This is a genomic window from Cellulomonas telluris, from assembly GCF_004886325.1.
Classification (GTDB): domain Bacteria; phylum Actinomycetota; class Actinomycetes; order Actinomycetales; family Cellulomonadaceae; genus Cellulomonas; species Cellulomonas telluris.
In genome coordinates this window covers 1-508 of record NZ_QXFN01000124.1, presented here as the reverse complement: position 1 = coordinate 508, position 508 = coordinate 1, and the positions used below count along the sequence as shown (strand labels likewise).

Genomic DNA, 508 nt, shown 5'->3' with positions numbered 1-508 from the left:
TCGCCCGCGAGATCGAGATCACCGTCGGCCTGGGCCGCCAGCACCCCAACATCGTGACGGTGCTGGCCACCGGCACGACCGCGTCCGGCCGGCCCGCCATCGTGATGGAGTACTACGACGGCGGCACGCTCAACGACCAGCTCCGCGAGCGCGGCCCGTTCCCCGCCGAGGAGGTCGTACGCATCGGGCTGGTGCTGTCCGACGCGCTCGCGTTCGCGCACGCCCAGGGCTTCCTTCACCGTGACGTCAAGCCGCAGAACGTCCTCGTGCTGCCGACCTCCTGGGTGCTCGCCGACTTCGGCATCGCCCGACTCGTCGACGCCGACTACACCGCCTCGGTCGAGGCGTTCACCTATCGGCACGCCTCGCCCCAGATCCTCGACGGGCACCCGCCGACCCAGGCCGACGACATCTGGTCGCTGGGTTCCACCCTCTACACCCTCCTCGAGTGCCGCACCCCGTTCTCCAGCGACGACCCGGACGACGACTCGGCACTGGCCTACCTCCG

The 508-nt window shown here is 70.5% G+C and carries 1 protein-coding gene; it reads left to right on the top strand.

All coding sequences use genetic code 11. The annotated features are described in order from the left end of the window. Positions 1-508, top strand: a 508-nt coding sequence (locus tag FB586_RS19035; RefSeq protein WP_136520880.1) for a serine/threonine-protein kinase, incomplete at both ends; no start/stop codon positions are given.